Genomic DNA, 17,255 nt, shown 5'->3' with positions numbered 1-17,255 from the left:
CTTCCCCCTGCAAGAGTAGGACGTTGCCAAGCGTTAAAGCACAATCCGATAGGGTTGTGCTTTTTTTGTGCTTATAAAAAACTTCATAACACATGTCTGCTTATTTAAGCGCTTTTAAAGCATTAAGTAAATTGACCTGTTTCTTGATCAAGAGAAAAGGGAATAAAAAACAGGAGATCTTACTGTCCAAATTGAAATGATACATAGTGTGTAATGATTTAAAGAGAGTTGGCAATACTAGCGAATATGCAATTTCGTTGACACTTAACCAAAATTATCTATAATATAAGTATAGGTCAAAGATAGTCAAAGTCAGTCAGACGAAGGGGGGTTCTTATGGGTGCGGAACGTCTCAGATCTTATTGAGCAATACTTAAAGGGTATTTTTACGAAAACCAATAGTGAGTTAATTGAAATTAAACGAAGTGAATTAGCACAAATGTTTCAATGTGTACCTTCTCAAATTAATTATGTTATTAGTACACGATTTACGGTGGAAAAAGGGTACATTGTTGAAAGCAAAAGGGGCGGAGGCGGCTATATCCGAATTATTAAGGTAAAGCCCCACGACAATCTTGATCTCTTTGACCAATTGAACAACTTAATTGGGAATCGAATTAGTCAAAGTGCAGCTGAAAATCTGATTGCACGACTGTATGAAGAGAGTATGATTTCAAGGCGAGAGACAAAATTAATGCTAAGTGTCATGGAACGTACCCACTTTCAAACAAATGCCAGACATCGAGATGAAATTCGAGCAAATCTCCTGAAAGCAATGCTTGAAACCTTGAAATACAAAGAAACTCGCTAAGGCGAGAGAGGTGATATGCGTTGATATGCCAAGAGTGTAAAGAACGACCAGCAACGTTGCATTTTACAAAAATTATTAACGGAGAGAAAACGGAAATTCATATTTGCGAACACTGCGCCAGAGAAAAGGGTGAACACTTCCCAGGCTCAAACAGTTTCTCCATTCACCAATTGTTATCAGGGCTGCTTCATTTTGAACAACCAACAAGTCATGGCCAAAAAACAAGCCGTGAGGTCGCAAAGCCGCTGGTTTGTGATAAGTGTGGGATGACGTATGACCAATTTACAAGAATCGGACGATTTGGTTGTTCCCATTGCTACAAAGCATTTCAATCAAAGCTAGATCCAATCTTAAAAAGAGTTCACAGTGGAAATCACACCCATGCAGGAAAAATACCGAAACGAATTGGTGGAGGAATCAAGCTGCGTCGCCAAATTGAATCTTTAAAAGAAACATTAAAGCAGCATATCGAGCGAGAGGAATTTGAAGAAGCGGCTCTTGTTCGGGATCAGGTTCGTTCACTTGAACGGAAAGTCAATGGTGAGGAGGGATGAGTCCATGTCACTCCAGCGCTTTATCAGTGAAGCCATTAGTCCATGGATGAAAAAAGAAGGTCCTGATTCGGATATTGTACTTAGTAGCCGAATAAGATTAGCTAGGAATCTTGAGCAGTTTAACTTTCCTTTACTTACAACAATGGAGGAATCAAAGGCCGTTGTCACCCATGTAGCCCAGGCGATCGGGAACGATACCTATGATTCATTAGGGGCATTCGAACTTCTTCATGTGGATGAAATGAAACCAAATGAAAAACGCGTTCTTGTTGAAAAGCACCTGATTAGTCCACATCTTGCAGAAGAATCAAAGCATGGGGCCGTTCTTCTCAGTGAGGATGAATCGGTCAGCATCATGATCAACGAAGAAGATCACCTTAGAATTCAATGTTTATTTGCTGGCTTTCAAATTAATGAAGGGCTTGTTTTGGCCGGCGGAATTGATGACTGGATTGAACAAAGAGTGACATATGCCTTCGATGAAAAGCGTGGCTTTTTAACAAGCTGTCCAACCAATGTGGGAACGGGATTACGGGCATCAGTCATGATGCATTTACCGGCTCTTGTTATGACACAGCAAATTAACCGTATTTTACCTGCAATTAACCAATTAGGGCTAGTTGTTAGAGGAATTTACGGAGAAGGTAGCGAAGCATTAGGTAACGTCTTTCAAATCTCCAATCAATTAACATTAGGAAAATCGGAAGAAGATATCGTGGAAGATTTACGTGGCGTTGTCATGCAACTGATTCAGCAAGAAAGAGCAGCACGGCATATGTTAATGCAAAGTTCTAAGCTTCAGCTTGAGGACCGAGTGTATCGCTCCTTTGGAATTTTGGCTTACAGTCGAGTGATTGAGTCAAAGGAAGCGACACAAAAGCTGTCAGATGTTCGTCTAGGCATCGATCTTGGTTTACTAGAAGGGATTTCTGGCAACATACTTAATGAACTCATGATTTTAACTCAGCCAGGATTTCTCCAACAATTTGCAGGAGAAGTTCTCACTCCGGAACAAAGAGATGAGCGAAGAGCCGCTATCATTCGAGAACGACTTAAACTAGAGCAACAGTCTAATTAACCCTGGAGGTGGATGTATATGATGTTTGGGCGATTTACAGAACGGGCACAAAAGGTGCTTGCATTAGCACAAGAGGAAGCGATTCGATTAGGTCATAACAATATTGGGACCGAGCATGTATTATTAGGGCTGATCCGTGAAGGTGAAGGAATTGCGGCTAAAGCTCTTCAAGCACTTGGACTTGGTTCTGACAAAATTCAAAAAGAAGTGGAGAGCCTTATCGGCAAAGGACAAGATGGCTCAAAAACGATTCATTATACACCGCGTGCGAAAAAAGTCATTGAGCTTTCCATGGATGAAGCACGTAAGTTGGGTCATTCCTACGTCGGAACAGAACATATCCTTCTCGGTTTAATTCGCGAAGGGGAAGGCGTGGCAGCACGTGTATTAAACAACCTTGGCGTCAGCTTGAACAAAGCTCGTCAGCAAGTACTTCAGCTTCTCGGAAGCAATGAAGTAGGCAGCTCCTCTCAGCAAGGAGGCGGTACGTCAAATGCTAACACGCCAACGCTTGATAGCTTAGCTCGTGATTTAACGGCGATTGCACGAGAGGAAGGGCTCGACCCAGTCATTGGGCGTAGCAAGGAAATTGAACGTGTGATTCAAGTATTAAGCCGGAGAACAAAGAACAATCCTGTCCTTATCGGGGAACCAGGCGTGGGTAAAACAGCCATTGCTGAGGGATTAGCTCAAGCAATTATCGCCAACGAAGTGCCAGAAACGTTGCGTAACAAGCGAGTGATGACGCTCGATATGGGTACGGTTGTCGCTGGAACAAAATATCGCGGTGAGTTTGAAGACCGGTTGAAAAAAGTGATGGATGAAATTCGTCAAGCGGGTAATGTGATCCTTTTTATTGATGAGTTGCACACGTTAATTGGTGCAGGAGGAGCAGAGGGAGCCATTGATGCATCAAACATCTTAAAGCCATCCCTAGCCCGTGGTGAATTACAATGTATCGGTGCAACAACATTGGATGAGTATCGTAAATACATTGAAAAGGATGCAGCCCTTGAGCGCCGCTTCCAGCCAATCCAAGTAAATGAACCGTCTCTTGATGAGTCGATTCAAATTTTAAAAGGTCTTCGCGATCGGTATGAGGCCCATCACCGGGTAACGATTACCGATGAAGCCATTGAGGAAGCAGTAAAGCTTTCAGATCGCTACATCTCAGATCGATTCCTACCGGATAAGGCGATTGATCTGATTGACGAAGCGGCATCAAAGGTTCGCCTTCGCTCGTATACAGCTCCACCAAACCTGAAGGAGCTTGAGCAAAAGCTAGAGGAAACACGGAAAGAAAAAGATGCAGCGGTTCAAAGTCAGGAGTTTGAAAAAGCAGCTTCTCTCCGTGATTCTGAGCAACGATTACGTGAAGAGCTTGAAGAAATGAAGAATGAGTGGAAAAAGAAACAAGGGCAAGAAAACACCGAGGTCGTAGTCGATGATATTGCCCAGGTGGTCGCAAGCTGGACGGGAATCCCTGTTTCTAAGCTAGCGGAAGAGGAAACGGAACGTCTCTTGAAGATGGAGGAAATCCTTCATGAGCGTGTCGTTGGTCAGGAGGAAGCCGTTAAAGCAATCTCGAAAGCGGTTCGTCGTGCACGAGCAGGCTTGAAAGATCCGAAGCGTCCTATTGGCTCGTTTATTTTCCTTGGCCCTACAGGTGTCGGTAAGACGGAATTAGCTCGGGCTGTCGCTGAAACACTATTTGGTGATGAAGATGCGTTTATTCGTATCGACATGTCTGAATACATGGAAAAACACGCCACAAGCCGTCTTGTTGGTTCACCTCCAGGATATGTCGGTCATGATGAGGGTGGTCAATTAACAGAGAAGGTTCGTCGCAATCCATATTCGGTGATCCTCCTTGATGAAATTGAAAAAGCACACCCTGAAGTATTTAACATTCTCTTGCAGGTGCTAGAAGATGGTCGCCTAACAGATTCAAAAGGGCGTACGGTTGATTTCCGTAATACAGCTGTCATTATGACATCAAATGTCGGTGCGAGCACCCTGCGTCGTAATAAGTACCTAGGCTTTACCACGGATAGTGAAGGTACAGAATACAGAGACATGAAAGATAAGGTGATGGCTGAGTTGAAAAACAGCTTCCGCCCTGAGTTTTTAAACAGGATTGATGAGATCATCGTCTTCCACTCTCTTGAGAAAAAGCATGTTCGTGAAATCATCACATTGATGGTGGAGCAGCTCAAGAAGCGTTTATCAGAGCAAGGGGTTGAATTTGATCTTACGGAAGCAGCTAAAGATAAAATTACTGATTTAGGTTATGACCCTGAATACGGAGCACGTCCATTACGTCGGGCCCTGCAAAAACAAGTAGAGGATCGTCTTTCTGAAGAACTATTAAAAGGGACGATTCAAAAAGGACAGCGTGCCATTATTGATGTAAAAGATGGCGAATTGGTGGTAGAAACAAAAGAGAGCGCTCAAGTGTAAAACGAAAAAGTCGAGGGGTAGGTACCATCCCTCGGCTTTTTACTAACCTAGAAGGACGTCACGTTTCTTTTCTAACGAAACCATATTGTGATGCAAGCTCGTAAGGTCCCCATTTTCTCAGAAAGCCCCATCATCGGTTTTTGCTCTTCCCCAAGGGAATGGAAAAGCTCGTAAGGTAAGGTTGTGAACGAGTTGAAAAAGAGCGGTTTTTCGCTTCATTATCCAGTGAGCCCCACACACTTTTTCATAAAAAAGAAGAAGATCATGTGAGTGAGACCCTCATTCCCGACTTTTTAAAGCGATTCTGATACAATTAAGAAAGTAGGAATTGAAGGTGGGAAGCGGAATGGCAAAGAGAAAAACAAAATTCGTTTGCCAGGATTGCGGCTACGAATCAGCCAAATGGATGGGAAAATGTCCTGGTTGTCAAAGCTGGAATTCCATGGTGGAAGAATTTTCAGAAGTCCCGAAAAGTGGGACACGAAGCTATGTCACATCAGCCGCCGACACGTCAAAACCTCAGCCGATCACAAAGGTTGTTGGGGAGCAAGAGGCGAGAATTGATACGACATTAATCGAATTAAACCGTGTACTAGGTGGAGGGATCGTTCCTGGATCCCTAGTGCTTGTAGGGGGAGATCCGGGAATCGGGAAATCAACTCTTTTGCTACAATTGTCCGCCAAGCTCGCGGAAACCAATCATAAAGTTCTGTATATCTCTGGAGAAGAGTCTGTCAAACAGACAAAGCTACGAGCGGATCGTCTTGGTGTGATCTCACCAGAGCTATACGTTTTAGCAGAAACAGACTTAATGAAGATAGAGAAAGCGATTGAGGAGGTTGCGCCAACCCTTGTCATTATTGATTCCATTCAAACCGTTTACCATGATGACATTTCCTCAGCGCCAGGAAGTGTCGCTCAAGTTCGCGAGTGTACCGCTGCATTTATGAGGGTAGCTAAGACGACGGGAATTGCCATTTTTATCGTTGGCCATGTGACAAAGCAAGGCTCGATTGCGGGACCTAAGCTCCTTGAACATATGGTAGATTCGGTTCTCTATTTTGAAGGAGAACGACACCATACGTACCGTATTTTACGAGCAGTAAAAAATCGATTTGGCTCTACAAATGAAATGGGGATTTTTGAGATGAAGGAATTAGGCCTTGAAGAGGTCTTAAATCCGTCAGAAATCTTTTTAGAGGAACGGTCGAATGGTGCTGCTGGCTCTACCGTTGTTGCCTCAATGGAAGGAACGCGCCCAGTCCTTGTGGAATTACAAGCGCTCATTTCACCGACGAGCTTTGGAAACCCAAGACGGATGGCAACGGGGATTGATCATAACCGTGTCTCCTTACTGATGGCTGTTCTTGAAAAAAGAGTCGGTCTCTTGCTTCAAAATCAAGATGCCTATTTAAATGTTGCTGGTGGCGTGAGATTAGATGAACCAGCGATTGATTTAGCGATTGCTATTAGCATTGCATCAAGCTTTCGGAATCAAACCACCAACCCATTTGATGTGGTGATTGGAGAAATTGGCTTAACGGGGGAAGTGCGGAGGGTGTCAAGAATTGAGCAGCGTGTCCATGAAGCAGCAAAGCTCGGCTTTAAACGGGTTATTATTCCTCAAAAAAACATCGGAGGATGGACGTTCCCTACAGAAGTTGAGGTAATCGGCGTGTCAACCGTCGAAGAAGCGTTAGAGGTTACATTAGGAGGATAGAGGATGGACGATCGGAAAAAAGGGACATTTGTAAACGACGTATTAAAAATGGTTGCGCCTGGAACACCGCTACGGGATGGAATTGATAACGTGTTGCGGGCAAAAACAGGGGGACTTATCGTACTTGGTTATAACAATGAAATGATGAATATCGTAGATGGCGGCTTTTTTATAAACTGCGAATTCTCGCCAGCTTATTTATATGAGCTTGCAAAAATGGATGGAGCGATCATCTTGAATGAGGATGGGAGTCGGATTCTTTATGCGAACACACAGCTTGTTCCTAATAATGGCATTGAATCCAATGAAACAGGCATCCGTCATCGAACCGCTGAACGTGTAGCGAGGCAAACAGGTAACCTAGTCATCTCCATTTCCCAACGCCGCAATGTGATCACACTCTACCAAGGAGACTATCGCTACTCTCTGAAGGACATTGGCGTCATTTTGACGAAGGCAAATCAAGCGATTCAAACCTTGGAAAAATACAAAGCGGTTCTTGATCAAAGCATTACCAATTTAGGGGCCCTTGAATTTGAGGAGCTCGTTACGTTTCATGAAGTAACTCAAGTCATCCACCGTATCCAAATGGTCCTTCGGATTAAGCGGGAAATCTTGAATTATGTGAATGAGCTAGGCAACGAAGGGCGCCTGATTACGATGCAATTAAATGAGCTTGTCTCAAATTTAGAAAAGGAAGCCTTTTTACTGATTCGAGATTATGTTAAAGATGAAAAGAAAGAAGCGGCAGAAGTATTAAAAGAATTAACCAAGCTTTCAAATGAGGAGCTTCTTGATGAACAGAACATCTTAAAAAGCCTTGGCTATAATAAAGTCGACAACATCCAAGAGCACACGGTTACCCCTCGAGGCTATCGAATTCTTCATAAGATCCCGAGACTTCCAGCAGCCATTATTGAAAATGTCATTGAGGAATACAAAAGCTTAAATCACATCGTGGTTGCAAGTACAGAAGCGCTCGATGAAGTTGAAGGAATTGGAGAAGCGAGGGCGAAATTAATTAAAGACGGCTTGAAGCGGATTCAGGAGCAGCTTTTTATCGACCGAAATATTTAATGTGTATCATGATGAAGCTGCCTGTTCTTATTGATTGTTATTTAAAGCGACCATGTGGTAAAAAACTCGTTAATCATGAGATTTTATGTGAAATTCAGTTTGATAGGTTTTAATCCTGGTGAGTTGTCTATAATAATAAAAGGAGGTGGTGTGGATGCTGAAACGGATCGTGCAACTTTTTTTCGTTTTAGTTGGAGGAACGGTAGGTTTTGTCTTTATTCCTGAACTCATCCATTTATTAAATATTGGCGGTCCTGCCTGGTTAACAAGTCCATATGTTGGGGCCGTTATTGGAGCAATTATTTTATTTGTTGCAACCTTTTGGTTGGCTGATTATATTGTTGGATTAATGCGCTTAATGGAAGAAGCGATTGTGAAAGCCCCTGTCACCGATGTTTTATTTGGTACGATGGGTCTAATTATTGGGCTTATAGTTGCATTTTTAATAGGTATTCCTCTTAATAATTTTGCCATTCCTGTAGTAAGTACTGTACTCCCTATTTTTATTACATTCTTCCTTGGTTATTTTGGCTTTCAAATTGGATTTAAAAAGAGAGATGAACTTATTCATCTTTTTACGATGACAAAAGGGTTTGGAAGTAAAAAGAAGGAAGAGGAAGAAGCGAAAGCTCAAAAAGGGCAAGAACTGAAAATTTTAGATACAAGTGTGATCATTGATGGTCGTATTGCAGATATTTGCAAAACGGGATTTCTTGAAGGAACACTCGTTATTCCAGCATTTGTTCTTGAGGAGCTTCAACATATTGCTGATTCATCCGATGTTTTAAAGAGGAATCGTGGTCGTCGCGGCTTGGATATTCTTAATAAAATTCAAAAGGAACTGCCGATTAAAGTTGAGATTTATGAAGGAGACTTTGAAGAGATTCAAGAAGTCGATAGTAAGCTCATTAAATTGGCAAAAATTCTATCTGGTGTTGTCGTCACCAATGACTTTAACTTGAACAAAGTTTGTGAGCTACAAGGCGTTGCGGTTCTAAATATTAACGACTTAGCCAACGCCGTAAAGCCTGTTGTTCTTCCAGGGGAAGAGATGAAGGTTCAGGTCATTAAGGATGGGAAAGAACAAAATCAGGGGGTTGCTTATCTGGACGATGGGACGATGATCGTCGTGGAAGGTGGACGTGATTACATTGGCAAGCATATTGATGTCATTGTTACAAGTGTGCTGCAAACAAGTGCAGGAAGAATGATTTTTGCGAAGCCGAAGTTGCTTGAAAAAGCGTTATAACACGAAATAAAGGGCGCTTCTTCTTTATAGGGAGGCGCTTTTTTGCTTTTGTTCGCCAATCGTACAGATAAGAAGTGAACGAAGACTTCCACTGGCAAGTTTTTCGAAGAGAAATCGAATGAACAAGCTTTTTTCTTACGATTGTATGCCGTCGATCGTGGGAACATGATAAAATAGAGCGAATCCTAAATTGAATGACCCTTGATAGGAGAGAAGAGAGATGAACTATTCCGTTGTCATCCCTGCAGCTGGTCAAGGAAAGCGGATGAACGCCGGTAAAAATAAACAATTTATCGAGCTCGCAAGGAAGCCTGTCATTGTTCATACCCTTGAGGTGTTTGAGAACGATCCGTGGTGTGAGCAAATGGTTGTTGTAGCGAATCAATCTGAGCTTGAAACGATGAGTGCCCTCGTTAAAACCTATGGACTATCGAAGGTTACGTCCATTGTTCAAGGAGGGAAAGAGCGCCAGAATAGTGTAAAAGCAGGGTTGGACCAATTAAAAGGAAACACTGTAGTCTTAATTCACGATGGTGCTCGTCCATTTATTAAGGAAACGACGATTCACGCACTTGTAGAGCAAGCAGCAGAGAAGGGAGCCGCCATCGTCGCTGTGCCTGTGAAAGATACAGTCAAGCGGGTGTCGGGAAAGCGAGTAGAGGAGACGATGAAGCGAGAGGAGCTTTGGGCTGTACAAACGCCACAAGCCTTCACTCTTCCCCTCATCCAAAGCGTACACCAAAAAGCAATGGAAGCGGGGATTCTCGGAACAGATGATGCGAGCCTCGCTGAGTGGGATGGTCACGATGTCTATATTGTTGAGGGAGACTATTTTAATATGAAGCTGACCACGCCGGAAGATGTGATTTTTGCTGAAGCGATTCTAAACAGAAAGGGAGAGACTAGATGATACGAATTGGACAAGGCTTTGACGTTCATCAACTAGTGGAGGGACGTCCTCTTATTATTGGTGGGATTGAGATTCCGTATGAAAAAGGGCTTTTGGGCCATTCTGATGCCGATGTCTTGCTTCATACAGTTGCTGATGCAGCACTTGGTGCGATTGGGGAAGGAGACATTGGCAAGCACTTCCCGGATACGGATCCTACATTTAAAGATGCTGATTCAGGCAAGCTCCTTGAGCATGTATGGAAGCTTGTAAAGGAGAAAGGCTATAAGCTTGGGAATATTGACTGTACCATCATCGCCCAAGCACCGAAAATGGCGCCGCATATTCCGGCAATTCGGGCAAGAATCGCCGCCCTTTTAGAAGCGGATGAAACGCAAATCAATGTGAAGGCGACAACGACTGAAAATCTCGGTTTTACAGGTCGGAAAGAAGGGATCGCAGCACAAGCAGTAATTCTATTACAGCAAAACAACGGATAGAAACCCTTGACCAGCTTAGCGACCTTGGTGATAAAATAAGGGACAAGCTTTGTCGATGGATACAGAATAATTCAAGATACAGAGCAACAACAGCTTGATAAGAGAAATCGAAAACGGTCATCGATGAATACATGAAGAAATGGAAGGTGTCGAATATGGGAAATGAAGTAAGAGTTCGTTTTGCCCCGAGTCCAACAGGTCATTTACATATTGGAGGGGCCCGCTCTGCCCTCTTTAACTATCTTTTTGCCCGGAAGCAAGGTGGAAAATTCATTATGCGGATTGAGGATACGGATCAAGCCCGCAATGTTGGCCAGGCGAAAGAAAAGCTCTTCGATAGCTTAAAATGGCTTGGGATTGAATGGGATGAAAGTATTGATGTGGGTGGAGAGTATGGACCTTATAGCTGTATGGAGCGACTCGACATTTATAAGGTTTATCTTCAACAATTGCTTGATGAGGGTAAGGCATACTATTGCTATATGACAGAAGAAGAACTAGAAGCGGAGCGCCAAGCACAGATTGCTCGTGGTGAGATGCCGAAATATAGTGGTCGTGATCGGAATCTAACGGAGGAACAGCGTCAGGCTTATGAAGCAAAGGGCATTAAGCCAGTTGTTCGCTTCCGAGTTCCAGAAGGAAAGACCATTACGATTGATGACGCTGTTCGCGGGGATGTTTCCTTTGAGTCCGATGGCATTGGTGATTTTGTCATTGCACGTAAAGACGGTGTACCGATGTACAATTTTGCTGTTGTCGTGGATGATCATTTAATGAACATCTCTCATGTTATTCGTGGCGAAGAGCACTTGTCAAACACACCAAGACAGGTCATGCTTTATGAGGCATTTGGTTGGGAAGTGCCGCGATTTGCTCATGCATCCCTTATTTTAAATCCAAACCGCCAAAAAATGAGTAAGAGAGATGAATCAATCATACAATTTGTTGAACAATACAAAGAGCTTGGCTATATGCCAGAGGCGCTTGTGAACTTCTTGGCATTGTTAGGCTGGTCACCAGTTGGAGAAGAAGAAATTTTCTCTCTGGATGAGCTTGCAGAGCAATTCAGCCTAGAGCGCGTTTCAAAAGCTCCAGCTGTCTTTGATACTGATAAGCTTGCATGGATGAATAACCAATATATTAAAAATGCAGCTTTAGAAAGAGTCGTTGAGCTAACCCTTCCTCACTTGCAAAAAGCAGGAAGAGTACCAGAGGACTTAAGCGAAGAGCGTCTTGAATGGACAAAACAACTGATTAGCCTGTATCATGAACAGCTTCAGTATGGGGCTGAAATCGTTGAACTTACAGAGTTGTTTTTTAAGACAGAAATTGAGTATAATGATGAGGCAAAAGCTGTATTGGCTGAAGAACAAGTGCCAAATGTTCTGCAAGGCTTCTTAAATGAATTGGAGACGTTAGAAGAGTGGTCTGCAGCAAACATTAAAGCAGCGATTAAAGCAACGCAAAAGGCAACAGGGGAAAAAGGGAAGAAGCTCTTCATGCCAATTCGTGTTGCAACAACCGGTCAGACACACGGTCCTGAGCTGCCAAATGCGATCGAACTATTAGGCAAAGCGGTTGTTATTACCCGTTTAACAAGCTTGCTTAACAAATAAAGAAAAAGCGTGGAAGAGGAAAAGTAAAGTTACATTCGTGCTTCACAGAAAGAACCGCCTAGGCTGAAAGTGGTTTAAGCACTCGTAGCTTGAACATGCACCTCTGAGTCTCTTATTGAATGATAGTAAATAAGAGCGGGTTGCGTCGTTATGCGCAAAAAAGTGAAGCAGAAAGACTGCTTAAACAGAGTGGAACCGCGCTAAATAGCGTCTCTGTGCCTACGTGCACAGGGGCGTTTTTTTATAGCCATAGCTTGGCTTCCATGATATTACCATGCGTTACCGATGGAGAAGATTTTAATAGGGACAATGAAATGAAGATATTCACGTGAGAGAAGGGGGAGAGGGTGTGAAAAAAGCGTTTCAAACGTTATTGAATGATATTGATGTTGTATTTGAACAGGATCCTGCGGCAAGAAGCCGATTAGAGGTCGTCTTTACGTATTCTGGTGTCCATGCCATTTGGTCACACCGAATAGCTCATTGGCTTTGGAAAAAGAAATTGTATTTTATTGCCCGGCTGCTTTCCCAGGTGAGTCGTTTTATTACAGGGATTGAAATTCATCCGGGAGCCCAAATCGGCCAGCGTCTATTTATCGACCATGGCATGGGTGTTGTCATTGGGGAAACCTGTGAAATCGGAGACAATGTCACCATTTATCAAGGGGTGACGCTCGGCGGTACCGGAAAAGAGAAAGGGAAACGACATCCGACCATTGAGGACAACGTACTTATCGCTTCAGGTGCAAAAATTCTTGGCTCATTTACAATTGGGAAAAATGCTCGTGTTGGGGCAGGCTCTGTGGTCTTAAAAGAAGTGCCACCGAATTCAACCGTTGTTGGTATCCCTGGGCGAGTGGTCATTCGTGATGGTGTGAAGATCAACGGTGATCTTGATCATCACCTTCTACCTGATCCGGTCGCCGATAAGTTTCGTGAACTTGAAGAGCAAGTAAGACAGTTGCAAGAAGAGCTGGAAAGGTTACGAGAACAACCTGCAAATGACCGGAAGCATTCATAATGTATAGGAAAACCTAAGGAGTGAATCAGATGGCGATTCATGTGTACAATAGTTTAACGAAGAAAAAGGAGCCGTTTGTTCCCTTAGAAGAAGGGAAAGTTAAGATGTACGTATGCGGCCCGACCGTGTACAACTATATCCATATTGGCAACGCCCGGCCACCCATTGTATATGATATGGTACGGCGCTATTTGGAGTACCGCGGCTACGATGTGACGTATGTATCCAATTTTACCGATGTAGATGATAAAATTATTCGTGTGGCCAAAGAGATGGGAGAAGATGTGTTTGCCGTAGCCAATCGTTTTATCGAAGCCTATCAGTATGATACCCATGCTTTAGGCGTCAAAGAAGCAGACCATCATCCACGTGTGACCGAAACCATCCCTGAAATCATTCAATTCATTGAAGGGCTGATTGAGAAAGGCTTCGCTTATGAAGCTGGCGGAGATGTCTACTTTCGGACGCGGAAGTTTGATGAATACGGAAAGCTTTCTTCTCAATCCATCGCTGATTTACGTTCAGGTGCCCGAATTGAAGTTGATGAGCGTAAGGAAGACCCCCTTGATTTTGTCCTTTGGAAGGCTGCCAAAGAAGGGGAAGTTTTTTGGAGTAGCCCTTGGGGAGAGGGGAGACCAGGCTGGCATATTGAATGCTCAGCGATGGTAAAAAAATATTTAGGGGATACGATTGATATTCATGCCGGTGGTCAGGATTTAACCTTCCCACATCATGAAAATGAAATCGCCCAATCGGAAGCGTTGACTGGAAAACCAATGGCAAATTACTGGTTGCATAACGGATTTATTAATATAAACAATGAAAAAATGTCGAAATCGCTCGGAAATTTTGTGTTGGCGACTGACATGATTCAACAGCATTCTCCAGAAGTCGTGCGGTTTTTTATGCTTATGGCTCACTACAGAAGCCCGATTAACTTCAGTGATGAGCTTCTTGAAGGAGCAAAGAACGGATTGGAGCGTTTAAAAACGTCTGTCGCTAGTTTGAAGCATCGGTTGCAAGAGACGGTTGATTACGGGGAAAAAGGAGATTGGCTTGAGCGTATCAATGGCTTAAAAGCACGGTTTATTGAAGAAATGGATGATGATTTCAACAGCGCAAACGGAATATCCACACTCTTTGACCTCGCTAAAGAAGCCAATGTCTATCTTCGAGAAGAACAAACCTCAAAGGCTGTTTTAGAAGGCTTTTTGAACCTGTTTGAGGAAATTACGAGTGTGCTCGGCATTGATCTTGAAGAGCAAGAGCAGCTTTTAGATGAAGAGATTGAGCAGTTGATTATCGAACGAAATGAAGCCCGTAAAGCGAGAGATTTTGCAAGAGCAGACCAAATCCGGGATAAGTTGAAAGAACAAGGGATTTTGTTAGAGGATACGCCACAGGGTGTTCGGTGGAAGCGGGGCTAGACAATGAAAATAACAGAAGTAACAACGGATTTACGTCAGCTTAATGCCTTAGCCTTAGCTTATATGGGAGATGCTGTACTCGATATGTATGTTCGTTTTCATCTTATCGCAAAAGGAAATGTGCGGCCACACCGGCTGCACGTTGAGGCAACCCGATATGTTTCGGCGAAGGCCCAGGCGGCTGTCTTGCATCATTGGCTCAAAGAAGGACGGTTATCACCAGAAGAAGAGGCCGTAGCAAAGCGTGGACGCAACGCGAAGTCGGGAACGATTCCTAAAAACACCGATGTTAATACGTACCGTTATGCGACGGGACTTGAAGCTCTGCTTGGCTATTTGTATTTAACCGAACAGCAGCCTCGAATGGATGAACTCGTGCAGCACTTATTTGTTATTGTTGATACACCAATAGAAAAGGAGGCTTCACAAGGTGAAAAGTGAGTTTATTATGGGGAAAAACCCGATCATCGAAGCGCTGCGAGCGGGGCATGCGATCAATAAAATTTGGATTGCTGAAGGCTCGCAAAAAGGACAAATGGCAAAAGTGGTGCAGCTAGCAAAGGAGCAGGGAGTACTCGTTCAGCACGTCCCAAAAAAGAAGCTCGAGCAGCTTGTTGAGCGGGAAAATCACCAGGGCGTTGTGGCTTCGGTTGCGGCTTATGATTATGCTGATCTGGAGGATCTGTTTGCCCGTGCAGCAGAGAAGCAGGAAGAGCCTTTTTTCATTGTTCTTGATGAAGTGGAAGACCCACATAATCTTGGGTCGATTTTACGGACGGCCGATGCAGTTGGTGTTCATGGCGTTATTATTCCTAAGCGCCGTGCAGTTGGCTTGACGCAAACGGTGGCCAAAGCGTCCACAGGGGCGATTGAATATGTGCCTGTTGCAAGGGTCACTAATCTTGCAAGAACCATGGACGAGCTAAAAAAACGAGGTATTTGGTTTATTGGGACTGATGCAAAAGGAAGTGAAGACTTCCGCGGAGCTCGCTTTGATATGCCAATCGCTTTAGTCATTGGCAGCGAAGGGAAAGGGATCAGCCGATTAGTAAAAGAGAAATGTGATTTTTTAGTGCACATTCCGATGGTTGGGCATGTAACGTCATTAAATGCCTCTGTTGCTGCGAGTTTATTAATGTATGAAGTTTACCGAAAACGTTCGCCGTTAGGACGACAGTAACATGAAAGAGATCTTGCTCGTCGACGGTTATAACATGATCGGGGCATGGGCTGAGCTAAGGGAGCTAAAAGATCGTGATCTTGGGTTAGCTCGAGATCGACTGGTTGAGATTTTAGCAGAATATCAAGCATATACGGGATATAAAGTGATGATCATCTTCGACGCACATATGGTGTCAGGTGTTGGTCGTAAGTATAACAACCACAGAGTTGATGTGATCTATACGAGAGAAAATGAAACGGCTGATGAACGGATTGAAAAGCTCGTCCGGCAGCTAAAACAAATCGATACACGCATTCATGTGGCCACGTCTGACTTTGCTGAGCAGTCGGTTATTTTTGGAAGCGGGGCGCTTCGTAAGTCAGCACGAGAACTTTTAATCGAAACAGAAATAGCAGAAAAGGGAATCGATAAAGCTGTCGAAATCGCAAAAAAACAGCGCCATTCGACAAAATTGCCTCTTAGTGACGAAATGGCAGAAATTTTTGAAAAATGGCGTCGAGGTGACTGAAACGCGGTTGACGCTCTAGAAAAACGTGCTATATAATGTTCCTATAATTTAGACAACAGCCAAGGTCGGAGGGATTATCGTGAGCATGGACCTTAAAGACACAGTAACGGTAATTAAGCCGAATGTTGACCAAGTTGAGGATGAGCGTTTAGTCAATAAGGTGCGTGAGGGAGACGGAGCGGCTCTTGAGTATTTAATCAAAAAATACAAGAACTTTGTCCGTGCAAAAGCTCGATCTTATTTTTTAATTGGCGCCGATCACGAAGATATTGTGCAAGAAGGCATGATCGGTTTGTATAAGGCAATCCGTGATTTTAAAGGGGACAAGCTTTCTTCCTTTAAAGCCTTTGCTGAACTGTGCATTACCCGTCAAATCATTACCGCTATTAAGACAGCGACCCGCCAAAAACACATTCCACTTAACTCCTATGTTTCTCTAGACAAGCCTTTGTATGATGAAGAGTCAGACCGTACGCTGCTCGATGTCATCTGCGGAAGCCGTGTCACTGACCCAGAAGAGCTTTTAATCAACCAAGAAGAATTTGATGATATTGAACTGAAAATGAGCGAAATCTTAAGTGAGCTTGAACGAAAGGTACTTATGCTCTACTTAGACGGACGATCCTATCAGGAAATCTCAGCTGATTTGAATCGTCATGTAAAATCAATTGATAACGCTTTACAAAGAGTCAAACGGAAGCTAGAGCGGTATGTTGAATTAAAGGGAGTCAGTTTATAATTCGTCAGAAAAGCGCTGTCTAGTCATGGAGGACAACGCTTTTCATTTTTGCCATTTAATCAAGGCAAATCTGTGCGCTGCTTTCCTGCTTGACATTTAGAAACAATTGACACTACTAATCTTGTGTGCTACATTGGGGTAGTCTGTACTATTGTCAAGTGGGAGGCGTTTATGGGGAGCAAAATAGTCTTAGCTTGTGAAAATTGTAAATCTCGCAATTATACAACACATGCAAATAAGCAAACCCATTCCGACCGCATGGAGATGAAGAAGTTCTGTAAGACTTGTAATCGTCATACGCTTCACTTAGAAACGAAGTAAAAAAGAAGCAGCGGTTGTTTTTTTGTATCTAAAAAAATGAATTTTCTGTGAAGCAAGTGTAAGATGACGACTGAGGCTTTCGTCAAATACGACGGTAAGCCA

The 17,255-nt window shown here is 43.4% G+C and carries 17 protein-coding genes and 1 other annotated feature; all 17 genes read left to right on the top strand.

Annotated features, from left to right (window positions below; genetic code table 11):
- Positions 1–340 precede the first annotated feature (340 nt).
- Positions 341–811, top strand: a complete 471-nt coding sequence (locus BLT_RS0120805) for a CtsR family transcriptional regulator (protein ID WP_017729630.1) — start codon at positions 341–343, stop codon at positions 809–811.
- A 20-nt stretch (positions 812–831) separates the two neighbouring features.
- A complete protein-coding gene (locus BLT_RS0120800) occupies positions 832–1,365 on the top strand; it encodes a UvrB/UvrC motif-containing protein (protein WP_017729629.1) in 534 nt (177 codons plus the stop codon).
- Positions 1,366–1,369: 4 nt separating this feature from the next.
- Positions 1,370–2,443, top strand: coding sequence for a protein arginine kinase (locus BLT_RS0120795; RefSeq protein WP_017729628.1), 1,074 nt, complete (start codon positions 1,370–1,372; stop codon positions 2,441–2,443).
- Positions 2,444–2,461: 18 nt separating this feature from the next.
- Positions 2,462–4,903 carry an ATP-dependent protease ATP-binding subunit ClpC gene (gene clpC / locus BLT_RS0120790; RefSeq protein WP_017729627.1) on the top strand — a complete coding sequence of 814 codons (2,442 nt, stop codon included), beginning with the start codon at positions 2,462–2,464 and terminating at the stop codon, positions 4,901–4,903.
- Between the two features lie 346 nt (positions 4,904–5,249).
- Entirely contained in the window at positions 5,250–6,623 is a 1,374-nt protein-coding gene (radA, locus tag BLT_RS0120785) for a DNA repair protein RadA (protein ID WP_017729626.1), read from the top strand.
- A gap of 3 nt (positions 6,624–6,626) precedes the next feature.
- The gene (disA, locus tag BLT_RS0120780; RefSeq protein ID WP_017729625.1) at positions 6,627–7,700 is read left to right on the top strand and encodes a DNA integrity scanning diadenylate cyclase DisA; all 1,074 of its coding nucleotides are present in this window, start codon (positions 6,627–6,629) and stop codon (positions 7,698–7,700) included.
- Positions 7,701–7,854: 154 nt separating this feature from the next.
- Complete coding sequence (locus BLT_RS0120775; protein WP_017729624.1) at positions 7,855–8,949, top strand: PIN/TRAM domain-containing protein; 1,095 nt, start codon at positions 7,855–7,857, stop codon at positions 8,947–8,949.
- A 220-nt stretch (positions 8,950–9,169) separates the two neighbouring features.
- The gene (gene ispD, locus BLT_RS0120770; protein ID WP_017729623.1) at positions 9,170–9,859 is read left to right on the top strand and encodes a 2-C-methyl-D-erythritol 4-phosphate cytidylyltransferase; all 690 of its coding nucleotides are present in this window, start codon (positions 9,170–9,172) and stop codon (positions 9,857–9,859) included.
- Positions 9,856–10,338 (top strand): 2-C-methyl-D-erythritol 2,4-cyclodiphosphate synthase, encoded by a 483-nt coding sequence (gene ispF / locus BLT_RS0120765; RefSeq protein ID WP_017729622.1) that lies wholly within the window; start codon positions 9,856–9,858, stop codon positions 10,336–10,338. The genes ispD and ispF overlap by 4 nt, the downstream gene beginning before the upstream one ends.
- A 155-nt stretch (positions 10,339–10,493) precedes the next feature.
- On the top strand, positions 10,494–11,954 hold the full coding sequence (gene gltX, locus BLT_RS0120760) for a glutamate--tRNA ligase (protein ID WP_017729621.1): 1,461 nt from the start codon (positions 10,494–10,496) through the stop codon (positions 11,952–11,954).
- A gap of 1 nt (position 11,955) precedes the next feature.
- Positions 11,956–12,172, top strand: a binding site (T-box leader).
- Positions 12,173–12,303: 131 nt separating this feature from the next.
- Positions 12,304–12,975, top strand: coding sequence for a serine O-acetyltransferase (gene cysE / locus BLT_RS0120755; RefSeq protein ID WP_017729620.1), 672 nt, complete (start codon positions 12,304–12,306; stop codon positions 12,973–12,975).
- 29 nt (positions 12,976–13,004) lie between these two features.
- On the top strand, positions 13,005–14,402 hold the full coding sequence (cysS, locus tag BLT_RS0120750) for a cysteine--tRNA ligase (RefSeq protein ID WP_017729619.1): 1,398 nt from the start codon (positions 13,005–13,007) through the stop codon (positions 14,400–14,402).
- A gap of 3 nt (positions 14,403–14,405) precedes the next feature.
- On the top strand, positions 14,406–14,843 hold the full coding sequence (locus BLT_RS0120745; protein WP_017729618.1) for a Mini-ribonuclease 3: 438 nt from the start codon (positions 14,406–14,408) through the stop codon (positions 14,841–14,843).
- Positions 14,833–15,582, top strand: a complete 750-nt coding sequence (gene rlmB / locus BLT_RS0120740; RefSeq protein WP_017729617.1) for a 23S rRNA (guanosine(2251)-2'-O)-methyltransferase RlmB — start codon at positions 14,833–14,835, stop codon at positions 15,580–15,582. Before BLT_RS0120745 ends, rlmB begins: the two co-directional genes overlap by 11 nt.
- Before the next feature lies 1 nt (position 15,583).
- Positions 15,584–16,093 carry an NYN domain-containing protein gene (locus tag BLT_RS0120735; protein ID WP_017729616.1) on the top strand — a complete coding sequence of 170 codons (510 nt, stop codon included), beginning with the start codon at positions 15,584–15,586 and terminating at the stop codon, positions 16,091–16,093.
- A 79-nt stretch (positions 16,094–16,172) separates the two neighbouring features.
- The gene (gene sigH, locus BLT_RS0120730; protein WP_017729615.1) at positions 16,173–16,832 is read left to right on the top strand and encodes an RNA polymerase sporulation sigma factor SigH; all 660 of its coding nucleotides are present in this window, start codon (positions 16,173–16,175) and stop codon (positions 16,830–16,832) included.
- 171 nt (positions 16,833–17,003) lie between these two features.
- Positions 17,004–17,153: a 50S ribosomal protein L33 gene (gene rpmG / locus BLT_RS23515; protein ID WP_081599712.1), complete on the top strand. Its 150-nt coding sequence runs from the start codon at positions 17,004–17,006 to the stop codon at positions 17,151–17,153.
- Positions 17,154–17,255: the final 102 nt, after the last annotated feature.

The organism is Halalkalibacterium ligniniphilum (assembly GCF_000334155.1).
GTDB lineage: Bacteria > Bacillota > Bacilli > Bacillales > Bacillaceae_D > Halalkalibacterium > Halalkalibacterium ligniniphilum.
This window is presented reverse-complemented; position numbering and strand designations above follow the sequence as displayed.